A 15,316-nucleotide genomic window follows, 5' to 3' on the forward strand; every position below is an offset into this window, starting at 1 on the left:
CCCCTTCCACGTCCCCTCCGGAGAATGAGCCGCGCATGCCCACCAACAAACCGACGGGCCGCCGTCGGGCCACCCCCAGCCGCCGCCTCCCCGCGACCACCCGGCCGAAGATCCTGACACTCGCCGCGTTCCTCGTCGTGGCGTCGCTGGTCGCCGGGTACCTGGCGCTCAGCCGTCCGGACGACACCGCGCCGGCCGCCTCGGCGGGCAAGAAGCCGTCGGCCGCCCCGAAGGCCGGGGCGACGCCCAGCTGGGACGGCAAGACCCGGGTGCTCGGCGACGGCTCCACCTCCTACACCGGGCCGCAGCGCGGCCAGCTGAAGGCGGTGCCCCTCAAGCCGGGGGAGAAGCCGCCCCAGTTCGTGGTGTTCTCCTGGGACGGCGCCCTGGAGGGCAGCGACCACCTCTTCTCGCACTACCGGGACCTGGCCAAGCAGTACGACGCCCACATGACCTTCTTCCTCACCGGCATCTACCTGCTGCCCAAGAGCGAGAAGAGCAAGTACCACGGCCCGATGCACTCGCCCGGTGACGCGGCGATCGACTACGCGACCGACGACCACATCCGCACCACGCTGGAGCAGCTCTCCCTCGCCTACGAGCAGGGCAACGAGATCGGCACCCACTTCAACGGCCACTTCTGCGACGCCAAGGGCGGCGGCGACTGGAGCGTGCAGGAGTGGAAGAGCGAGATCGACCAGTTCTTCTCCTTCGCGGAGCACTGGAAGACCAACACCGGCTTCAAGGACATTCCTCCGCTGCCCTTCGACTTCAAGCGGGAGGTCACCGGTGGCCGCGCGCCCTGCCTGGAGGGCCAGCCGAACCTGCTGAAGGCCATCAAGAGCTACGGCTGGCGCTACGACGCCAGCTCCCCCGGCGACTTCCAGATATGGCCCTCCAAGAAGAAGGGCATCTGGGACTTCCCGCTCCAGATGCTGCCGTACGAGAAGGGCAAGTACCAGGGCCTGTCGATGGACTTCAACTTCCTCTACAACCAGTCCGACGGCGAGACCCAGGGCGATCCGGCCGAGTTTCCCAAGTGGCAGCAGCAGACTGTGGACTCGTACATGGCCGGCTTCAACCGGGTGTACTACGGCAGCCGCGCACCGCTGTTCATCGGCAACCACTTCGAGGACTGGAACGGCGGCATCTACATGAAGTCCATCGACCAGGTGGTCAAGGACGTCTGCTCCAAGAAGGGCGTCAAGTGCGTGTCCTTCAAGGAGCTGGCCGACTGGCTGGACGTGCAGAAGCCCGCGACCCTGGCCGCCCTGCGCAGCCTCGACCCCGCCCAGTCGCCGGACTGGTCGACGGTGGTCAAGTGACCTGGTGGGTCTGAAGGTTCCACTTGCGTATACCCCCTTCACAACCCCCGCACAGGCCGTGGGAAGATCTCACTCCCCCGGTAGGTGTACCGGAGTGAAGGGGAACATCATTGAAATCGAGAAGACTGAGCCGTAAGGGGCGCCGCGCCTCCATAGTCACGGTCGCCGCCGCCTCGGTGGTCGCCGGCGTGGCGCTGGTGCCCAACTGGAGCGCGGGCGCGGCGGTGACCGACGACCCGACGGTGGACGCCAAGACCAAGGCGACCTTCCAGCGTCTGGCCGACGCGGTGTTCACCGACCGCACCCAGGCCCTCGTGGACGGCACCGGGAAGTCCCGGACCCGCCACACGGCCGGGTTCTCCGGGTCGGTGCGCCTGTCCGGTGGCCAGACCCGCCAGCAGGACTCCGCCCTGGGACAGCTGCGTGACCGCCGCAGCGTGCTCGCCAAGCTCGGCGAGAAGTACAGCGCGGGCGCCACGAAGGTCGTCCTGGACGCCACCCAGGTCAACGGCCGCCGGGCCAAGGTCGCCGTGACCGAGACGACGACGCTCACCTACGAGCGTCCGGTGTCGAAGGACCAGAAGACCACCGGTTTCCAGGCCCACCACGAGCTGACCTTCCGGGCCGACCGCCAGGGCGACTGGCAGCTCACCGGCATCCACGACACGGACGACGGCTACCTGGCCGTCAACCAGGTCGCCAAGCCGTCCGTGGCCTCGGTGAAGACCGCGGACGACAACCCGCCGGACGCGATCCGCTCGGCCACCTCCTGGCCGGCGCCCGCCAAGCCGAAGAACTTCTCGGGCACCGGGTACGACTACCAGGCCATGGCGGCGTACGCGGCCAAGTACTGGCGGACCTACAACACCGCCTACCCGGACTTCAACGGGCAGGGCGCCGGCGGTGACTGCACCAACTTCGTCAGCCAGTCCCTGAAGGCGGGCGGCTGGAAGCACGTGCCCGGGTACACCAACGACTTCCACAAGTGGTTCGGCACCGCCGACATCCAGTCCGACTCCTTCGTCGGTGTGAACGAGTTCTCCTGGTTCGCCCTGTCGTCCAAGCGGGTCAGCAGCCTGGCGAACGTCTACCAGCTCGACGTCGGTGACGTCCTGCAGATGGACTTCAACCGGGACGGGTCCAAGGACCACTCGATGATCGTCACCTACCGCGACCGCTCCGGTGTGCCGTACGTGACGTACCACTCGACCAACACGTACAACCGGTCGGTGGCCAGCCTCGTCGCGTCGTACCCGACCGCGGCGTTCTACGCCTACCGCACCTGATCCGGGGGCGCGCCACGCGCCCGGCACCGGAACCCGGCCCGCCCGGCACACCGTCGACGGTGTACCGGGCGGGCCTTTGCCGTCCCCGGGGTTGTGGGAGCACCGTCCCGCCGACCGCGACGACCTGGCGGACGTCTGTACGGGCCGGGCGGTCGGATACATCGTCGGCACCGCGGACACCGGGCGCTTCGTCGAGGACTTCCGGCGCGCCTGGATACCCCGGCCGGCAAGCCGCTACCCGGAGCCCGCGGCGCCGGCGCCCCACTTGCACATCGACCTCCTGCCGCCCCGGCCGCGCCCTGCTGAGCACCTTCCTGGACGCCCTGCACCGGCGGTGGGCCACCGCGTCGGACTGAGCGCGGCGCGGGCGGCGGCCCTCAGGCGAGTTCGAGGGTCTGCTTGGCGAGGTCGTAGGCGGGGCGCATCGCCTCGTGCTCCTCGGTGTCCATGCCGCCGAGGTGCAGGACGACCGGGCCGTCGGGAGTGGCGACCGCGAAGGCGCTCTCCTTCTTGGTCTCGTCCAGGAGCTTGCTCGTGTAGAGGTACTCCACCTCCACGGCGGACACGCCGCCGCCGGTCCTGAACGAGTGGTACTTCGCCTTGCTGACGTTGTCCTCGGCGGCGACGAACGCCCGCAGCACACCGCCCGCGTCGGCGTCGCCCTTCTTGCCGGTCCACACCCGCAGGAAGCCGATGTTGCCGGCCGGCTTGGCGTCGATCTCACAGGCGGCGATGACCGGGCCCTGGCGGAGGAAGCTCTCCGCGAACGCGCCGCTCAGATCGTCGTCGGAGCCCTTCGACGCCTTCGCCAGCTGGGCCTCGGCGTCGATCGCCTTGGGCTTCCAGTCCTTGGCGAGGGAGAAGCTGACGGGCAGTTCGCAAGGGGAACCGGCCGCGCCGATCGTCCCGCCGCGCGCGGCAGCCCCGCCCCCGGGCCCCGTGTCCTCGCCCCCCGCACCCTTGGCGGCCGGCGATGCGCTCGCGCCCTTCTTCCCGTCGTCGTCCGCCGCGCCCGCGCAACCGCCGAGCACGGCTGCCAGCGCGACCGCCACGATCGCCCGGCTTCCTACGGACCCCACCCTGACCTGCACTGTCGTCTCCCCTCCGGTTCAGCGCCGTCACTGTAACGGAGAGCGCCGACATCACCGAACGGATATGCCCGGATCAGCGGTCGAGCCGGGTCACTCCGGGGCGCGCCGGCAGTGCAGGAACAGGTGCGGCTCCGGTACGGCGTCGGGGTGGGCCGGGGTGAACACGGCATCGTCCTCGGCCAGTACCGTCAGGCCCGCCCGGGTCACCAGCTCGGTGAAGGCCCCCGCGGAGAAGCTCGTCACCTCCACCGGCTGCCCCATGAAGAGGGCCTGGACGCCCTCCACGTCCAGCGGAACGGTGGCCAGTGCCACGAGACCACCGGGCCGTACCGCCCGGGCCAGCCGCGCCACGACGGCGGCCTGTTCGGCGCGGGACATCTGGAGCAGCGAGAAGTACGCGCACACCGCGTCGAACGAGGCGCCCGGCAGGGGCAGTTCACGGAGGTCCGCCAGGCGGAACTCGGCCGCGGGCACCTGTCGGGCGGCCAGCTCCACCATGACCGGCGAGACGTCGACGCCCAGGACCCGGTGGCCCGCCCCCGAGAGGGTATCGGCGGTCGGCCGTCCCGTACCCGCGCCCGCGTCCAGCACGCTGCTGCCCGGTGCCAGCCGCTCCAACAGCCACCGCAGCGACGCCTGGTGCGCCTCGGACGCGGCGAACGCCTTCTCGTAGTCGAGCCCCAGAGCGTCGAACACCACGGCGGCCGGTGCCCTGTGATCGTCCTCGGCCACCCTGTCTCCTCCCGTCGTCGCTGCCGTGCACCGTCCTACCCCGGACGGACGCCCGCGACGCACCGAGGGGCCCGCCGTTTGCCGGGGACGGCGGCCGCACGGCAGGGTGCGGGGCGTGCCTACCTTGCTGATCGTCCACCACACCCCGTCGCCCAACTGCCAGGCCCTGTTCGAGGCCGTCGTCGCCGGGGCCACGACTCCCGAGATCGAAGGCGTCCGGGTGGTCCGGCGCGCGGCCCTCGCCGCCACCGCCTCCGACGTCCTCGAAGCCGACGGCTACCTGCTCGGCACCCCGGCCAACCTCGGCTACATGTCCGGTGCGCTCAAGCATTTCTTCGACCAGGTCTACTACCCGTGCCTGGACGAGACCCGGGGGCGCCCCTTCGGCTACTACGTCCACGGCGGCAACGACGTCACCGGTGCCGTCCGTGCCGTGGAGGCCGTCACCACGGGCCTCGGCTGGCGGCGCGCGGCCGACCCGGTGACCGTCACCGGCGAACCCGGCAAGGCGGACACGGAAGCGTGCTGGGAACTGGGAGCCACGGTCGCGGCGGGCCTGATGACCGGCGACTGAGCACCGGCGCCGCGGACCCGGCCGCCGGAAGCGCGGGCCCGTCCCCGCTCACCTCAAGCGCGGCGGTACGGGCACGTCCTCGCGCGGTCAGAGGCAGCGGGAGGCCGTCACGGTGTCGTGCCGGTGCCAGACGGCGTCCACGACACGGCCGTCGGGCAGGGTGTGCCGGAGCGGTCCCTGGTCCCGGACGAAGCCCGCGCGGGCCAGGGACCGCCGGCTGGCGGTGTTCCCGGGTTCGGCGCCGGCGCGGACGGTGGTGAGCCCGGCATGGGTGTGCGCGAGTGCGGCGCCCGCGCGGAACAGCTCCGCGCCCAGGCCCTGGCCGCGGCAGCCCGGCGCCAGCCAGCCGCCCATCTCGCCCGACCGGGGCTCCAGTTCGAGCGCTCCGGCGTAACTGAGATCGGATCTGCGGACGCACACCAGGATCGTCGGGTCGTCGGGTCCGGGTGCGAACGGCTCGGCCAGGTGCCGTGGCACGCGGCGGCCGTCGTCTCCCGCGGGCCGCCACCGCAGCAGGGTACGGCGGGTGCCGGGATCGGGGACGACCTCGTCCGCCTGGGTGCCGAGCCACCGCTGCGCCTCGGCGTCCGCGCACGCGGCGAGTGCCGCCGCCACGTCGAGCCGGTTCCGGGGCGTGAACAGCAGCAGCCGTGCCGTCGCCAGGACGTGCCGGCCCGGGGCGCACCGTCCGGGCACGGGCAGGCCGGGCGCGGTCCGGCCCCGGCGGATGAGCGACCAGACCATGACGCCCCCGTACCCCGACGCTGCGGCTCGCGCGGCGGACACGGATCCGCCGGCGGATGCGGAAGTCCCGCACCGGCGGTGAATCTAGCGGGAATCCAGGCCGGACGTCGTGTCACCGGCGGTGTTCCGGACGCTGTCCGCCCGGGGGGACGCGCCGGGCGGGTTCAGCCGGTCCGCCGGCGGTGTGCCGGGCCTGGGGCGGCCGGCGGTCCAGGACGGGTCCGCGGACGGCGTGGAACCGGAATGACAGCGGAGAGCGCGAGTGCGGCGCAGGGCACCGCGGGGGAGGGGAGGACGGCGCAGGCTGAAGCGGTGCGGGGGGACGGGGTGCATGGGAATCCCTTCGGACGAGTGGGGGACGGTCCGTGGGCGTCGGGTGTCGGGTGTCGGGTTGGGGGGCGTGGGGGGTGTCAGGCATGGGGGACCGAGGGCAGTTCCGCCCAGACGACGCGTGCCGGCCGGTCCGGCACGGCCGTCACTCCCCAGTCGCTGCTCAGCGCCTCGACCAGGAACAGACCGCGTCCGTGCTGTTCGTGGGGGCCGGGGCGGCCGACCACCGGCAGTCCGGGGCCGCCGTCCTGGTCCTCGACCTCGATGCGCACTCGTTCCGCCGTGCGGCGCAGCCGGCAGGAGATCCGCTCGCCCGCCGCGTGCACCAGCGCGTTCGTGACCAGCTCGGAGATCACGAGGAGCACATCGTCCCGGGCCTCCCCGGGCACGCCCCAGGCGGTCAGCAGGTCCCGGACGATCCGGCGGGCGGTGCCCACGGCCACCGGCACAGCCGGCAGGTCGAACGCGGCGGAGCCGGCGGAGGAGGCCCCGTAGGCGGGCCGGCCGGAGCCGTCGGGCCCAGGGAGTCGACCGGGGTGCTCGCCTCCGGGGCGTCGGGAGCCGGCGGCCGGGACCGGCGGCAGGTGGGGACGCTCCGCACCGCCGGCTGCCGGGCGGGGGCGCTCTCGGGTGTACGGGGCCGGGTGGGGTGGTCCGGCGGGATCGGGGGCCGGCAGGGATGGTCCGGCGGCGGCGGGGGGCCGGTGCGGTACGGGTAGCGCGGGCAGCCGCACCGGATCCTGTTCCGGCAGTGTCCGCTCGGGTCTTCGGTCCTCGGGAAGTCGGGGGAGGGAGGGCGGAACCATCGTGCGCCTTTCGTCCGGCCTCGCGAGTGGGGGGTGTCCGGTGCCGAGTCCGGCCGCTCGCGCAGCAGACGACACACCGCCTCCACCGAGGCCGTAAGCCGGCCCGGTCTCCCCCGACCCGGCCGCGCCGCCTGCTCCTCGGGTCGGCCGGAGCAGTACGCCCACTGTGTCATCCGCCAACATCCGCTCGCAACAGGCAAGTTGAAATTTGCAAGTGTCCCCGTGCGTGTCGCTCGAGGTCCGGACGTGATCGAATGAGCGCACCGGAAAGACGCGTGCGAGACCGGATCCGGCACCTGCCGAGGGGGTGGGCGTGACCGCGGAGACCGACTGGGGCGGCGCCCCGTCCGTGCTGCGCATGATCCTCGGGCGGCGGCTGGAGGAACTGCGTATCCGGGCCGGTCTCGGCTACGCCGAGGCGGGCGCCGCCCTCGGGGTCAGCCACTCCACGATCCGCCGCATGGAGGCCGCCAAGGTGGCCCGTCTGCGGCTCGCGGACGCCGAGAAGCTGCTCCAGCTCTACGGCGTCACCGACCGGCGGGAGATCGACGCCTTCCTGCACTCCGTACGCGAGGCCAACAAGCACGGCTGGTGGCACACCTACCGTGACGTCATGCCCGACTGGTTCGCCGCCTACCTCAGTCTGGAACAGGCGGCCTCGCAGATCCGTGCCTACGAGAGCCAGTTCGTGCACGAACTGCTCCAGACCGAGGACTACGCCCGGGCCCTGCTCGGCGCGGGCGACCCGAACGCCTCCGCCGAGGCCACCGAGCGGCGGGTCGCGCTGCGCATGCGCCGTCAGGAACTGCTGGCGAGGCCGGCTCCGCCCCGGGTGTGGGTGGTGATGGACGAGACCGTGCTGCGCTGGCCGGTCGGCGGGGCCGAGGTGATGCGCGCGCAGGTCGACCACCTCGTCGAGATCGGCCGGCTGCCCCATGTGACGCTGCAGTTCATGCCGTTCGCCGACGGCCCGCACCCCGCCGTGCGGGCCGGGGCCTTCCACCTCTTCCGGTTCCGGGCCCCCGAACTGCCCGACATCGTCTACCTCAACGGTCTCGCGGGGGCCGTCTACCTCGACAAGGTGGGCGACGTCGGGCTGTACCGCGAGGCGCTGGACCGGCTCGGCGCCCGGGCCGCACCGGCCCGGAGCGCCGAAGCCCTGCTCGAGGCGATCCGCAAGGAGTTCTGACCCCTGCCGTCATCGGCCGGGCCGGACGCCCCGCGGCCGCTAGCGTGGGGCCATGTACGCCACCCGAGTCACCCGGCACGTATCAGCGCCCCCGGAGGCCGTCTACCGGGCCCTGCTCGATCCGGACGCGCTCGCCGCCTGGCGGGTCCCGGCCGGCATGACCGCGCGCGTGCACGCCTTCGAGGCCCGGGAGGGAGGGGAGTTCCGCATCTCCCTCACCTACGACGACGCAAGCGGCGCCGGCAAGTCCGGGGAGCACACCGACACCTACCGCGGCCACTTCGCCCGGCTCGTGCCCGACGCCCTGGTCGTCGAGGTGTTCGCCTTCGAGTCCCTCGACGCCGCCCTGCGCTCCACGATGACCCTGACGACGAAGCTCACGGCGAGCGGCGACGGCACGGACGTGGAGATGCTGCACGAGGGCGTCCCGGACGCCGTACCCCGTGAGGACAACGAGCTGGGCACCCGTACGGCCCTCGACAACCTCGCCCGGTTGGTCGGCGAAGGGCGGTCACCCGAAGCGGAATGACCGAAAGAGTGGCGAAACCCGGCCGGTTTGCGTTCCAACCTTTTCGAGTTTCCACCTTCCGGGCATTGAGTGCCAAGAAAACGGAAAGAAGCGGAACCTGAGCGCGGAAAGCACGGTCTTACGGTCCGTCGACGACCGAGCGGTACCGGTCGCGAGGAAAACGGGGGAAACGAGAAAGATGTCCGTCCGCAGTCGCAAGACCCTCCTCACCGCGGTGGCCCTCACCGCGGGCCTCAGCCTGGCCGCCGTGGCGCCCGCCCTCGCGGGCGCCGGCGCGCACCGCACCGCCCGGGCCGGCGCCGTGTCCACCGTCCAGGGCGACCCGCGCGACGTCACCCGGCATGTGGCCGACTTCTACGCGGCCTACATCGACTCCGTCCGGGCCGCCGACGACCCGTCCGCAGCCGCCGGCGCCAAGGCCCTGCGCGGCTTCTACCTCTCCGCCGCCGCCCGCGCGAAGGTGAGCGCCTACCAGAAGAGGCAGCACGCCGACGGCGTCCTGTTCGCGCGGGGCGTGCCGGTCAAGTGGAAGGTGGCGCACACGGGTTCCGGCGCGGGCCACGCCACCAGCCGGGTCACCCTCACCTGGGGCCACGGGCCGCACGCGCGGGTCACCGGCGTCGACGTCCTGTCGGACCTCAAGACCCTCGAGATCACGGACCTCGAGACGGTCCGCTGACCCGGAGGACGGGGCGTGCGGTCCCGCCCCGCCCCACTCGGGGCGGGGCTCACGCCCGCGGTACGTTCAGGCGCGCCCGTGCGGACGGTAGGGCCGCGGCAGCGGCAGCCCGCGGTCGGCCATCAACTGCCGTACGCGATTCGGGTAGTCGGTGATGACGCCGTCGACGCCCGCGTCCATCAGCGCGGCCACGGTCGGCATGTCGTCGCAGGTCCAGGGGACCACCTTCAGACCGCGTGCGTGCGCCTCGGCGACCATCGCCTCGTCGGCGTAGAAGCGGAACCCGGGGTCGCCGACCTTGCCGTTCTGCGGGAAGCCGTAGTTGGGGGAGAGCGTCGTGACACCGGGGACGGTCGCGGCCGCCCGGACGAAGTCCCCGCCGTAGTCGTCCGCGTCGATCCCGCCGAGCCATGGGGACGCGCCGTCCATGCCGACCTGGAGGAAGTCGTAGTTCGTCAGCGCCACCAGCGGCCACCGGGGCGCCAGCCTGTGCATCGCCTTCAGCGCCCCCCAGTCGAACGACTGGATGGTGACCTGCCGTTCGATGCCCGACCGGTGGATCTCCTCGTACACCCGCCGGACGAACACCTCGCGCGGCGCGGTCTGTTCGGGCGCCCCCGCCTCCACCTTGGTCTCGATGTTCAGCTTGAGCCGGTCGGCGTGGTAGCTCCTGACCAGCTGCAGGACGTCCCGCAGCTCCGCCATCCGGAAGCCCTTGACGACCTCCTGTTCGGGGAAGCCCGGGAGCTGCCGGTACCCGCAGTCCAGTGTCTTGATCTGAGCAAGCGTCAGATCCTTGATGTACTTCCCGACGTACGGGTACAGCGGGTCGCCGGGCGTGACCGGGCCGGTGTCCGCGCACTTGACGCCGCTGATCTGCCGGTCGTGGTTGACGACGACCTTGAGGTCCTTGGTGATCTGGGTGTCCAGCTCCAGCGTGGACACCCCGAGCCGCATGGCCTTGGCGAAGCCCTCCAGGGACTCCTCGGTCGTCATGCCGATGCCGCCGCGGTGGGCCTGGAGGTCGAAACGGTGCGGGTGCGGGTCGCCCGGTGCCGCGTGGGCGGTGGCCGGGAGCAGGAGGGCCGGCATCAGGGCCAGGCCGGCGAGGACGGTGCGTGGGGACAGCGGAAGTCGCACGGGATCTCCCTGTTCTGGGGGCGCCGGCGATTCTCGCAACGGCCTCGCCGGACGGGCCACCCCGGGGAGCCAACATTGGCGCAAAGGGAGGTGAACGTCCGGCCGGGCAGGGTCAGCCGGTCGGGTGGCCGGCCTCCGTACCGGCGCCGTGCCGGGCGGTGTCGCCGCCGACTCGGCCGTGGTGGCGGCGCCGCTCGACCGGGGTGCGCTGCACGGCGATGAGCGCCGCGTCGTCGTTGAGCCGGCCGCCCACGTGGTCGAGCAGGTCGCGCCGCAGGTGGTGCATCAGCGCCTCGGGGCTGTCGTCGGTCCAGCGCGCGACGCGCTCGGCGAGCGGGTAGAACCTGCCGCGTGTGTCCCGGGCCTCCACCACACCGTCCGTGTAGAGCAGGAGCGTGTCACCGGGTTCGAAGGAGAACGCGTCGAGGGTGTGCTCGGCGTCCGCGTGCACACCGAGCGGCGGTGACGGATGCAGGCTCGGGACGTTGACGACGTGGCCGGGACTCAGCAGCAGGGGCGGCGGATGACCGCAACTGGTCATCCGGGTGACCGGATCGCGGTCCGGGATCTCCACCAGCAGCGCCGTGGCGAAGCGCTCGCCCGCCTCCTCCGGTGGCTCCAGGTCGGCCGCGTACCGGCTGACGCTCTGGTCCAGGATGGTGGCGAGATCCGCCAGCGGGACGTGCCGGTGCGCGCTCTCCCGGAAGGAACTGAGCAGCAGGGCGGCCTCCCCGATGGCGGGCAGCCCCTTGCCGCGGACGTCGCCGATCAGGACGCGGACGGCGCCGTCGCTGACGGTCGCCGCGTACAGGTCGCCGCCGATCTGCGCCTCGTCCTCGGCGGCCAGGTAGAGGGAGGCGATCCGCAGCGGGCCGATCTGCTCGGGCAGCGGCCACATCAGCACGTGCTGCGCGGCCTCGGCGACCGTGCGCACCTGGGCCAGCTGGGCCTGCCGGCGTTCGCGCAGCGCGCTGTAGATGACGCAGAGCACGGAGAGCACCGCGAGGGTGATGATCTGCACGATGTGGTTCGTCGTGTAGAGCCCGCCGTGCGTGGCGCCGATGAGGATCTGTGCGCCCGTGGCCAGCGCGCCGATGCCCGCCGTGGTCCAGGGGCCGGCGAAGGACGGGGTGATCGCGGGCGCGATCACCAGGGTCGGGCCCAGGTGGACGTCGGTGGGCGCGTGGATGTCGACGGCGGTGATGACCACGATGAGCGTGATCGGAAGCAGGAGCAGGGCGTGCGAGGACTGCCACGGCTGCCGCGCGCTCGCGCCCCCGATCCGGGATCTCATGCCTACCAGCGTGCCCCTGGGCCGGGCGGCCGGCCACTCGCCGTCGGCGGGTGGCGACGGACGCGACGCAGGTCACGCGGCGAGAAGCGGCCGCCCACGTCGCGATGACCGTCCTCGTCGGACTCCTGCCTCACCGCCGCCGCCCGGACGGCCGTCGGGTCCGGGCGGCGGGCCGCCCGGGGCTTGCCGACCCGCCCGCCTCGGACCTCGGACACCGCCCTCGCCGGACCGGTCGTGGGCCGCGTCCTCTCCCCACCCCGCTCTTCGTCACCGCACCCGCCATGGCCTCGTCCACCGCCCCGTACGCACGACCGGCACCCCGGCGCTCGTCGTGGAGGAGTGGACGGTGGCCGGTGTCGGTCCGTGCGCCCCGGGTACCCGGAAGGCTCCCGGCGCCGACCCGGCCGCCCGGGGGTGGAGTGCGCCGCGATTGGAGAGGTCATGACGCACAACGGGGAGGACACCGCGCCCGAACCCGGCAGGCGCCCCGAGGGCACCGGGCTGCGCCTCGCCACGGAGGGGCAAGGCCCGCCCGCGTCGGCGCTGCCGGAGCCGTCGACCCTGCCGGAGGACCGCAGCCAGGCGATCCTGGAGGCCACCAAACAGATCGGTGCCCTCCTCAAGCGCGCGGGCCACCCCTTCGCCCTGGCCGGCAGTGTCGCCGTGTACGCCCACGGCGGCAGCCGCTACCTCCAGCACGACGCCGACTTCGCCATCCTCCCCGAGGACGCCGAGGCGGTCGCCGGTACGCTCCGCGAGGCGGGACTCGCCGTGCGGATACCGCCCGAGGACTGGCTGCTGAAGACCACCTGCCACGGGCAGAACGTCGACGTCATCTTCGCCCTCGCGCACCAGCCCGTCACCAAGGACATGCTCGACCGCGCCCATGTCCTGCCGGTCGACTCGGTGCTCATGCCGGTGCTCTGCCCGACCGACCTGATCCACAGCCTGATCAGCGCCTTCTCGGAGCACTACTGCGATTTCGGGTCGGTGCTGCCGGTGGCGCGTGCGGTCCGGGAGAAGGTCGACTGGGACGTGGTGCGCGAGGAGTGCGGGGACCAGCCGATGCCGGCCGCCTTCCTCTTCCTCCTCGAACGGCTGAACGTGATCGATCCCCAGGAAGGGCAGCCATGACCGACGCAAGCGCCTCGCCCCCGACGGGCGCGGCGAACCTGGACTACCGCGTCGCCCACCTCGCCGAGCACCTGGCCTCCGGGCCGCTCGGTGAACTCGGCGTACGGGTGGAGCTGCGCGGCGACGCCGTCCTGCTCACCGGCACCGTGCCGTCCGCCCAGTGCCGCGACGAGATCCTGGCCAGGGCACGCGAGGAACTGGCGGGACACCCGGTCCACAGCGACATGCTCGTCGCCGGGACCTCCTCGCCCGACCACGGGGAGGACCTCACATGATCCGCGTGGCGGCCGTCGGGGACATCCACATGGCCCCCGAGAGCCAGGGAACCCTGCGGCCCTCCTTCGACACCCTGCCCGAGTGCGCCGACGTCCTGCTGCTCGCCGGGGACCTCACCCGGCACGGCACCCCCGAGGAGGCGGCCGTCGTCGCCCGGGAGATCGAGGGCCTCGCGGTGCCGGTCGTCGCCGTCCTCGGCAACCACGACCACCACGACGAACGGCCCGAGGAGGTCACCGCGATCCTCCGGGACGCGGGCGCGCACGTCCTGGAGGGCGAGGCCGTCGTCGTCACCGCGGGCGGGGCACGGATCGGGGTGGCCGGGACCAAGGGCTTCGGCGGCGGATTCGTCGGCCGCTGCGCCGGGGAGTTCGGCGAACCGCTCATGAAGGAGTTCGTCCGCTACACCCGCAGGAGCGCCGACGCCCTGCACGGCGCCCTGAAGGACCTGGGGGGCCGCGACTGCGACGTGCGGATCGCGCTGACCCACTTCGCGCCCGTGCCGGACACGCTGGCCGGGGAACCGCTGGAGATCTACCCCTTCCTCGGCAGCTATCTGCTCGCGGAGGCCATCGACACCGGCGGCGCCGACCTCGCGGTGCACGGCCACGCCCACGCGGGCACCGAGCACGGCATGACCAGCGGTGGTGTCCGGGTGCGCAATGTGGCCCAGCCGGTGATCGGGCAGGCCTTCCACGTCTACCACCTGCCGGGCGGCCCGGACCCGCGGCAGGGTGCGTGACCCGAGCCGGCGGTACGGTGACGCAGGCGGGCGCGACGGTCAGGCGGCCGTGCCGAGAGCCGACCGCCCCGTCACGTCGCCGTCCTTCGCGGCCAGCGCCACCGGTACCAGGCCACCGCGCCGGCGCACCAGCAGGCCCGCACCGATCGACCCGGCGATGAGCAGACCGCCGGCGACCAGGGCACCGCGCGCCCCGGCCCACTCCATCAGCAGGCCCAGCAGCGGCGGGCCCCCGAGGCCCCACACCGTGCCGATGCTGCTCCACACCCCGAGCACCCGGCCCCGCAGATGCGCGGGCGGATCGGTCTGCAGCACGGCCGTACCGGCGGTGTCGGAGACGGACTCGACCACCGCCATCGGCAGCACCAGCACCAGCAGGACGGCGAGCGACGGGGACAGTCCCGCGACGACCTGGAGCAGCGCGCCCGCCGCGGCGAGCAGACCCACGGTCCGCACCGACGGCCTGTGCAGCCGCGCCCCGAGGACCGCGCCGAGGATGCCGCCGACCGCCAGCACGGTGGACACGGTGCCGAAGGCTCCCGCGCCACCGGCGAGCGGGCCGGTCACCAGGACGGCCAGGGTCAGGCCGTAGTTCCGGCCGAAGACCGAGCTGATGCCGGTGATGCCCGCGAGCGCGACCAGCCGGGGCCGGCGCACGAAGAAGGTGAGGCCCTCCCGGACGCTCATCTCCGCGCGGGCCGGAGCGGCGGGGGCCTCGGCCACCGCTTCCCGCGCGGCACCGGGTGCCGGGCGCAGGAACGGTACGACCGCCGCCACGAAGAGGAACGAGAGCCCGTTGGCCGCGTAGGCGGCGCCGGTGCCGAGGAAGCCGACGGTCACCCCGGCGAGGGCGGTGCCGGTCAGCCGGCCCGCGCTGTGCACCAGGGAGCCGACGCCGATCGCGGACGGCACGTCCTCCACGGGCACGAGATCGTTGCCGAGCAGGGCGCACGCCGGTCCGTCGACGGTGGCGATGACGCCGGTCACGGCGGCCAGTACCAGCAGTGCCGGCATGTCGATCCGGTCCAGCGCCACCAGCAGTGCGGTGGTGAAGGCGACCGCGCCGAGCAGCGCCTGGCTCACCGCGACCGTCAGCCTGCGGTGCCAGCGGTCCACGGCGGCGCCGCCCAGCAGGCTGACGAACAGCGCGGGCGCCGCCTGTACGGACATCGACAGGCCGGTCGCCGCAGCGGAACCGGTGATCTGGAGCACGAGCAGGTTCTGCACCGTGAGCTGCATCCAGGTGCCGGCGTTGGAGACGAAGTTCGCCGCCGACCACCAGCGCATGCTGCGGTGTCTCAGGGACCGCCACGGCGAACGCGAGACGGCGGCACGGGAAGCGGATGTGGGCAGGGAAGAGGAAGCAGACACGGCGGGGTACTCGACAACCGGGGTCGGGAGAGTGACCGGAGAACCCCGTCGGGCCGGCTGCGCTGCGCGGCCAG

The 15,316-nt window shown here is 72.8% G+C and carries 16 protein-coding genes; 9 read left to right on the forward strand and 7 right to left on the reverse strand.

Translation table 11 applies throughout. The annotated features are described in order from the left end of the window. The first annotated feature begins 35 nt into the window (after positions 1-35). Together N8I86_RS33695 and N8I86_RS33700 are read left to right on the forward strand one after the other, a co-directional pair. Positions 36-1,325: a polysaccharide deacetylase family protein gene (locus N8I86_RS33695; RefSeq protein ID WP_073890827.1), complete on the forward strand. Its 1,290-nt coding sequence runs from the start codon at positions 36-38 to the stop codon at positions 1,323-1,325. 176 nt (positions 1,326-1,501) lie between these two features. Further along, entirely contained in the window at positions 1,502-2,611 is a 1,110-nt protein-coding gene (locus N8I86_RS33700) for an amidase domain-containing protein (protein WP_260148998.1), read from the forward strand. 377 nt (positions 2,612-2,988) lie between these two features. Here N8I86_RS33700 and N8I86_RS33710 read toward each other — a convergent pair whose 3' ends face one another. Both N8I86_RS33710 and N8I86_RS33715 read right to left on the reverse strand, forming a co-directional pair. Further along, complete coding sequence (locus N8I86_RS33710) at positions 2,989-3,702, reverse strand: lipoprotein (RefSeq protein ID WP_404830853.1); 714 nt, start codon at positions 3,700-3,702, stop codon at positions 2,989-2,991. 90 nt (positions 3,703-3,792) lie between these two features. Then, on the reverse strand, positions 3,793-4,434 hold the full coding sequence (locus N8I86_RS33715; RefSeq protein ID WP_263279504.1) for a class I SAM-dependent methyltransferase: 642 nt from the start codon (positions 4,432-4,434) through the stop codon (positions 3,793-3,795). 115 nt (positions 4,435-4,549) lie between these two features. Here N8I86_RS33715 and N8I86_RS33720 point away from each other — a divergent pair, with 115 nt between their 5' ends. Further along, a complete protein-coding gene (locus N8I86_RS33720; protein ID WP_073890822.1) occupies positions 4,550-5,008 on the forward strand; it encodes a flavodoxin family protein in 459 nt (152 codons plus the stop codon). Positions 5,009-5,095: 87 nt separating this feature from the next. Here the strand turns inward: N8I86_RS33720 and N8I86_RS33725 are convergent, their stop codons facing one another. Beyond that, positions 5,096-5,752 carry a GNAT family N-acetyltransferase gene (locus tag N8I86_RS33725; protein WP_263279505.1) on the reverse strand — a complete coding sequence of 219 codons (657 nt, stop codon included), beginning with the start codon at positions 5,750-5,752 and terminating at the stop codon, positions 5,096-5,098. 410 nt (positions 5,753-6,162) lie between these two features. Continuing rightward, complete coding sequence (locus N8I86_RS33730) at positions 6,163-6,525, reverse strand: ATP-binding protein (protein WP_263279506.1); 363 nt, start codon at positions 6,523-6,525, stop codon at positions 6,163-6,165. 676 nt (positions 6,526-7,201) lie between these two features. Here N8I86_RS33730 and N8I86_RS33735 point away from each other — a divergent pair. The 3 genes from N8I86_RS33735 (at position 7,202) to N8I86_RS33745 (ending at position 9,285) form a co-directional block, all read left to right on the forward strand. Beyond that, the gene (locus N8I86_RS33735) at positions 7,202-8,077 is read left to right on the forward strand and encodes a helix-turn-helix domain-containing protein (protein ID WP_263279507.1); all 876 of its coding nucleotides are present in this window, start codon (positions 7,202-7,204) and stop codon (positions 8,075-8,077) included. Between the two features lie 52 nt (positions 8,078-8,129). Beyond that, positions 8,130-8,606 (forward strand): SRPBCC domain-containing protein, encoded by a 477-nt coding sequence (locus tag N8I86_RS33740; protein WP_073890819.1) that lies wholly within the window; start codon positions 8,130-8,132, stop codon positions 8,604-8,606. 178 nt (positions 8,607-8,784) lie between these two features. Next, positions 8,785-9,285, forward strand: a complete 501-nt coding sequence (locus tag N8I86_RS33745) for a hypothetical protein (protein WP_263279508.1) — start codon at positions 8,785-8,787, stop codon at positions 9,283-9,285. Between the two features lie 66 nt (positions 9,286-9,351). On the opposite strand, the gene N8I86_RS33750 is transcribed toward N8I86_RS33745, so the two are convergent. Together N8I86_RS33750 and N8I86_RS33755 are read right to left on the reverse strand one after the other, a co-directional pair. Beyond that, on the reverse strand, positions 9,352-10,413 hold the full coding sequence (locus N8I86_RS33750; RefSeq protein ID WP_073892020.1) for a glycerophosphodiester phosphodiesterase family protein: 1,062 nt from the start codon (positions 10,411-10,413) through the stop codon (positions 9,352-9,354). Positions 10,414-10,537: 124 nt separating this feature from the next. Further along, positions 10,538-11,719, reverse strand: coding sequence for a PP2C family protein-serine/threonine phosphatase (locus tag N8I86_RS33755; protein WP_073890816.1), 1,182 nt, complete (start codon positions 11,717-11,719; stop codon positions 10,538-10,540). A 441-nt stretch (positions 11,720-12,160) separates the two neighbouring features. Here N8I86_RS33755 and N8I86_RS33760 point away from each other — a divergent pair, with 441 nt between their 5' ends. The 3 genes from N8I86_RS33760 to N8I86_RS33770 are packed head-to-tail and all read left to right on the forward strand — an operon-like array spanning position 12,161 to position 13,871. Continuing rightward, positions 12,161-12,853 carry a nucleotidyltransferase family protein gene (locus tag N8I86_RS33760; RefSeq protein WP_263279509.1) on the forward strand — a complete coding sequence of 231 codons (693 nt, stop codon included), beginning with the start codon at positions 12,161-12,163 and terminating at the stop codon, positions 12,851-12,853. Then, positions 12,850-13,128, forward strand: coding sequence for a BON domain-containing protein (locus N8I86_RS33765; protein WP_073890813.1), 279 nt, complete (start codon positions 12,850-12,852; stop codon positions 13,126-13,128). Before N8I86_RS33760 ends, N8I86_RS33765 begins: the two co-directional genes overlap by 4 nt. Beyond that, positions 13,125-13,871, forward strand: a complete 747-nt coding sequence (locus N8I86_RS33770) for a metallophosphoesterase family protein (protein WP_073890812.1) — start codon at positions 13,125-13,127, stop codon at positions 13,869-13,871. Before N8I86_RS33765 ends, N8I86_RS33770 begins: the two co-directional genes overlap by 4 nt. 39 nt (positions 13,872-13,910) lie before the next feature. Here the strand turns inward: N8I86_RS33770 and N8I86_RS33775 are convergent, their stop codons facing one another. After that, positions 13,911-15,158, reverse strand: a complete 1,248-nt coding sequence (locus tag N8I86_RS33775; RefSeq protein WP_385330263.1) for an MFS transporter — start codon at positions 15,156-15,158, stop codon at positions 13,911-13,913. Positions 15,159-15,316: the final 158 nt, after the last annotated feature.

The sequence above is a fragment of the Streptomyces albidicamelliae genome (assembly GCF_025642175.1).
Taxonomy (GTDB): domain Bacteria; phylum Actinomycetota; class Actinomycetes; order Streptomycetales; family Streptomycetaceae; genus Streptomyces; species Streptomyces albidocamelliae.